This window comes from Bacillus sp. RIT 809 (assembly GCF_016892495.1).
GTDB classification, from domain to species: domain Bacteria; phylum Bacillota; class Bacilli; order Bacillales; family Bacillaceae_G; genus Bacillus_A; species Bacillus_A cereus_U.
This window is the reverse complement of the sequence record NZ_JAFEMR010000069.1, coordinates 1-531: the sequence shown is the minus strand read 5'-3', so window position 1 is coordinate 531 and position 531 is coordinate 1. Positions and strand designations below refer to the sequence as shown.

The window sequence follows — 531 nt, the reverse complement described above, 5'->3', positions numbered from 1 at the left end:
CGTTGGTCCTTGAACACCTTGAGGTCCAGTAGCACCCGTGTTACCTTGAGCACCTTGAGGTCCGGTAGCACCCGTGTTACCTTGAGCACCTTGAGGTCCGGTAGCACCCGTGTTACCTTGAGCACCTTGAGGTCCAGTGGAACCAGTGGCACCCGTGTTACCTTGAACACCTTGAGGTCCAGTGGAACCAGTAGCACCTGTGTTACCTTGAACACCTTGAGGTCCAGTAGCGCCAGTAGCACCCGCTGGTCCTTGAGCGCCTTGAGGTCCAGTGGAACCAGTAGCACCTGTGTTACCTTGAACACCTTGAGGTCCAGTAGCACCCGTGTTACCTTGAACACCTTGAGGTCCAGTAGCGCCCGTGTTACCTTGAACACCTTGAGGTCCAGTAGCACCCGTGTTACCTTGAACACCTTGAGGTCCGGTAGCACCCGTGTTACCTTGAGCACCTTGAGGTCCGGTAGCACCCGTGTTACCTTGAGGTCCACCAGAAGGTCCAGTAGGTCCGGTAACTCCTATACCAGTAGCACC

The 531-nt window shown here is 55.7% G+C and carries 1 protein-coding gene; it reads right to left on the bottom strand.

The window, feature by feature from the left end:
- Window positions 1–531, bottom strand: a 531-nt coding sequence (locus JTF23_RS27430) for a collagen-like domain-containing protein (RefSeq protein WP_483862072.1), incomplete at both ends; no start/stop codon positions are given.